Origin of the sequence: Mesorhizobium sp. M7A.F.Ca.CA.002.04.1.1, from assembly GCF_004022805.1 — a bacterium.
Taxonomy (GTDB): Bacteria; Pseudomonadota; Alphaproteobacteria; order Rhizobiales; family Rhizobiaceae; genus Mesorhizobium; species Mesorhizobium ciceri.
In genome coordinates this window covers 1-4,472 of record NZ_RZPL01000487.1, presented here as the reverse complement: position 1 = coordinate 4,472, position 4,472 = coordinate 1, and the positions used below count along the sequence as shown (strand labels likewise).

The window sequence follows — 4,472 nt, the reverse complement described above, 5'->3', positions numbered from 1 at the left end:
CCGTGCCGCGCAGCACTTTCGACGATTTTCAGCGAATTGAGGTTGACCTGACTGAGCAGACGCACGGTTTCGACCTTAAGCTTGGCTTACACTAGCACCAGCATTCCTAATTTTACAGGGGTGGGTGAATTAATCGACTGTTTACCAAGTGTTGCCCCCATCCTGGAGAAGTACAATGAACGCCCACACCATTCCCGAACTGCGTTATGCGATGAGCCGCGAAGCCATTATCGGCCATGAAACCGCCTGGAAAGTGTCGAGTTTCGGTGTCGCGCAATATCTGCACGGCTATGACCCGGCACTGCTTGCCGCGATCGAGGAGGCTGCCCTGAAGCTCAAGGCCAGCCATGCCGTGCACAAGCACCTCGATCTGACCTTCATCACCGGGGCCGACCGTTACATCCCCGAGATCAGGGAATTGCTGCATGACAAGCTGCGCCTGGAGCGGCTGTCCGACATGATGGGCACCAAGCTGGAGCCCTATCCGCTGTCGATCGTCGGCTCGACGGTCACCTTCATGAATCCAGGGACGGCGCCGTGGAGTGGCATTGCGATGGCGTTCCGGTCACCGAGCTCATTCCGCTGTCGATCAGCAATCCGCTGGTCGGCGGCCACCTCGAAATCTATTGCGACGACTCCGAAACCGGCCGCGCCATTCTCGAATCCGGCCGCGAGATCCCGCGCAACAGTGTCATGCGCATCGATCACAAGATGAACTACGCGACGCTCGGCCAGTTCCTGGGCGTCCTGCATCGCACCGCGCCGATCCGGTTCGGCGAGCGCGTCACGCTGGTGCTCAACCAGCGCTCGGTGGCCAAACCCTATGTCGACGACAACAGAATGTTCTATCTCGCCGCCGACAATGACCACGACCGTGAGTGGGTCAGCGAACTGGCCGAAGATGTCTGGACCAACCAGCTCCCGGCCTACCGTCGGTTCGAGGCGGAGCATCCCGTGCCCGCCGCCGTCGATGCTCCGGTTCCGGGCGGAGCCAGGGAATCATGATAGTGAACCATGATCCCGAAAAGTCGGAACCGGTTTTCGGACAGGATCATGGTCGAACAGCAAAATAGAATCCCATGCCGATTGTTTCGGCAGGGATCCGGCTCGATATCCGCGTTGGTCTTCGCTGCCGGTGCGGTGGCGTTGTGGTCCACCAATGCCCTGGTCGGCAAATCCCTGCTGACCGGCCACCCGGTGTCGCAGGTCCAGTTCCTGCAATTTGCAGGCGCTGCACTCGTCTTCGCCGCCATCCGATTGATGAGCCGGGCCATCCGATTGATGAGCCGGGAAAGAGTAGCACCGGTCACGGCCGGGGCGGCGCTCATCTCTCTCGCGGTCGGCTTCATCGGCCTGGTCGGCACCATGGTGCTGCAATACATCGCCTTCGCTTCGATGCCGGTGATCGAGGCCAATCTGGTCGCCTACACCTGGCCGTTGATGGTCGCGGCGGCAGTCATTGCCTTGGAAAATCCGCGGCGTCCGGCACTGTTGGGTCTCGCCGCGGTGGTAGGCTTCATCGGCGTCGCGCTGGTGATTTCGGGAGGGCGCAACCAATCCTGGCTCGACGGCGATCTGGTCGGGTATCTCGCCGCATTCGGGTCGGCGCTGTGCATGGCCTTCTATTCGATCATGGTGGGACGGGTCGCCACCCCAGCCGATCGCCTGTTGCTGCCCTCATCGTTGATCGGCGTCGCTTTGACGTTTCTGTGGTGCGCTCGCGACGGTTTCACCTGGCCCATCGGCGCGGACCTGGCTCTCGGCCTTTATCTCGGCGCCGGTCCGATGGGCTTGGGCTACTATTTCTGGTCGCGCGCCTTGAAGCTTGAAGGCAGCGGCAGGGTCGCGGTGGTCGCCTATCTCACGCCGATCGCCTCGACCCTGCTTTTGACCTTGTCCGGCGAACGGCTGACGGTGACGGCCATTGTCGGAGCCATTCTCGTCATCGGAAGTTGTGTCGCGGTCGGTGTGGAACGTTCGGAGGCCGAAAACCATGTTTGACGAGAATGAGCGTCTGGCCATTCAGGAAGCGCATTGGCTGATCGACGAATTCGGCGTCGAGGCACCGCTTTACGCCGCGATGAGGGCCGAAAAGGCGATAGAACAAAAGGATTTGGCGCGCTGCGCCCGCTGGAAGCGTATTCTGGAGATATTGGACGAAAGTCCTGCCGCTAAGTCTGCTGGTTCCAAGTATTAGATTTTCTAATTTGCACGGCGTCGATTTCGCATGAATGCTATTTTGGCCGATTCTTCATTCTTTTATGAGACTTGGCGGTCCGTTGGGGGACGCGGTTAAAGAGATACATCGACACAAGTCTTCGCTGGGGTGGAGGATTTTGTCGCAAATAAGGTGAAAGAATTGTCAAATATCGATGATAAGACCGTTATCGAGCTGACGGCCGATATTGTCTCGGCCTATGTAGGCAACAATCCCCTTCCGGCTTCCGGCCTGCCTGAGTTGATTGCCAGCGTCAGTGCTTCGGTTCGCAAGCTCGCTGGTGCAGTTGTCGCGGAAACTCCAAACCTGGTTCCGGCAGTCAATCCGAAGAAGTCGGTGTTTCCCGACTACATCATCTGCCTTGAGGACGGAAAGAAGTTCAAGTCGCTCAAGCGGCATCTGCGGACCGACTACGGCCTAAGCCCGGACGACTATCGGGCCAAATGGGGCTTGCCGCCGGACTATCCGATGGTTGCGCCGAACTACTCGGCGACGCGATCGGCGCTGGCAAAGTCGACGGGACTTGGCCGCAAGCCGGCAGCAGCGCCGGCCGCTGTCGCCAAGGCAACGAAGCGCAAGGCGACTGCCTGAGAGCAGGCAAGCCACCGTTCGGCTGCTTTGACGGCGCCCTCGCGGGCGTCGTTTCGAGGCCTTGTGCGGCCAACTGGCCCGCAAGGCCTTGCGAAGCGTTGATGTCCGGTGCAAAAGCGCGGCCATGCTGATCATCAACGACCTATCGCTCCGCATGGCCGGACGCCTGCTTCTCGACCATGCCTCGCTGACCTTGCCAGCCGGCACCAAAGCCGGCCTCGTCGGCCGCAACGGTACCGGCAAGACGACGCTGTTCAAGGCCATTACCGGCGATTTCCCGTCCGAGACAGGCTCGATCAGCCTGCCGAAGAGCACCCGCATCGGCCAGGTGGCGCAGGAAGCGCCAGGCACCGAGGATGCGCTGATCGAGATCGTGCTCAAGGCCGATCTCGAACGCACGGCGTTGCTCGAAGAGGAAAAGACGGCGACCGATCCGCACCGCATCGCCGACATCCATATGCGGCTGGCCGACATCGACGCGCACTCAGCCGAATCCCGCGCCGCCACCATTCTCGCCGGCCTCGGCTTCGATGACGCTGCGCAACGGCGTCCGGCCTCCTCCTTTTCCGGCGGCTGGCGCATGCGCGTGGCGCTCGCCGCGGTGCTGTTTGCCGAGCCCGATCTGCTGCTGCTCGACGAGCCGACCAACTATCTCGATCTTGAAGGCACGCTGTGGTTGGAAAACTACGTGTCGAAATATCCGCACACCGTGCTTTTGATCTCGCACGACCGCGACCTGCTCAACCGCGCCGTCAACTCGATCGTTCACCTCGACCAGAAGAAGCTGACCTTCTGGCGCGGCGGCTACGACCAGTTCGAGCGTCAATACACCGAACAGAAGGAATTGCAGGAGAAGGGCCGCGTCAAGCAGGAAGCCGCGCGTAAGCACATGGAATCCTTCGTCGAACGGTTCCGCGCCAAGGCCTCCAAGGCGAGACAGGCACAGTCGCGCATCAAGGCACTGGAAAAGATGAAGCCGATCGCGGCCCTGGTGAACGACTCGGTGCGGCCGTTCTCCTTCCCCGAGCCGGTGAAGACGGTGGCCTCGCCGATCGTGGCGCTGAACAACGTCAATGTCGGCTACACCGAGGAGCAGCCGATCCTTAAGAAGATGACGCTGCGCATCGACGCCGACGACCGCATCGCGCTGCTCGGCGCCAACGGCAACGGCAAGTCGACCTTCGCCAAACTGCTGTCCGGCCGGTTGAAGCAGGAGAGCGGCACCATGACGGTGGCGCCCGGGCTGAAGGTGGCGATCTTCGCTCAGCATCAGCTCGACGATCTGCGGCCGGACGAAAACGCCTACGAGCATGTCCGCCGGTTGATGCCGGAGGCGCCGGAATCGAAGGTGCGCGGCCGCGTCGCCCAGTTCGGCCTCACGACCGAGAAAATGAACACCGCCGCCAAGGATCTTTCGGGCGGCGAGAAGGCGCGGCTGCTGATGGGCCTGTCGGCCTTCGAGGGGCCGAACCTGTTCATCCTCGACGAACCGACCAACCATCTCGACATCGACAGCCGCGAATCGCTGATCCATGCGTTGAACGAATTCCCTGGCGCCGTCATCCTGATCTCGCATGATCGCCATCTGCTCGAGGCAACCGCCGACCGGCTGTGGCTGGTCAAGGACGGCGCGGTCAACCCCTATGACGGCGATCTGGAAGAC

6 protein-coding genes are annotated in these 4,472 nt (G+C 61.2%); all 6 read left to right on the top strand.

The features are described from left to right. The first annotated feature begins 175 nt into the window (after positions 1-175). Complete coding sequence (locus tag ENZ75_RS22400; protein WP_013532471.1) at positions 176-715, top strand: hypothetical protein; 540 nt, start codon at positions 176-178, stop codon at positions 713-715. Then, positions 694-1,005, top strand: coding sequence for a hypothetical protein (locus ENZ75_RS35255; RefSeq protein ID WP_244514285.1), 312 nt, complete (start codon positions 694-696; stop codon positions 1,003-1,005). Before ENZ75_RS22400 ends, ENZ75_RS35255 begins: the two co-directional genes overlap by 22 nt. A gap of 114 nt (positions 1,006-1,119) precedes the next feature. Then, entirely contained in the window at positions 1,120-2,001 is an 882-nt protein-coding gene (locus ENZ75_RS22390) for a DMT family transporter (RefSeq protein ID WP_244514286.1), read from the top strand. Further along, a complete protein-coding gene (locus ENZ75_RS22385; protein WP_013532468.1) occupies positions 1,994-2,197 on the top strand; it encodes a hypothetical protein in 204 nt (67 codons plus the stop codon). Before ENZ75_RS22390 ends, ENZ75_RS22385 begins: the two co-directional genes overlap by 8 nt. A 162-nt stretch (positions 2,198-2,359) precedes the next feature. Next, positions 2,360-2,809: a MucR family transcriptional regulator gene (locus ENZ75_RS22380; protein ID WP_013532467.1), complete on the top strand. Its 450-nt coding sequence runs from the start codon at positions 2,360-2,362 to the stop codon at positions 2,807-2,809. 124 nt (positions 2,810-2,933) lie between these two features. Then, positions 2,934-4,472: ABC-F family ATP-binding cassette domain-containing protein (locus ENZ75_RS22375; RefSeq protein ID WP_164887928.1), on the top strand; the 1,539-nt coding region annotated here is incomplete at its 3' end.

Excerpts from the sequence above, each read along its gene's own strand:
- ENZ75_RS22400 (WP_013532471.1), top strand. The coding sequence starts at position 176 with ATGAACGCCCACACCATTCCCGAACTGCGTTATGCGATGAGCCGCGAA.
- ENZ75_RS35255 (WP_244514285.1), top strand. The coding sequence starts at position 694 with ATGCGCATCGATCACAAGATGAACTACGCGACGCTCGGCCAGTTCCTG.
- ENZ75_RS22385 (WP_013532468.1), top strand. The coding sequence starts at position 1,994 with ATGTTTGACGAGAATGAGCGTCTGGCCATTCAGGAAGCGCATTGGCTG.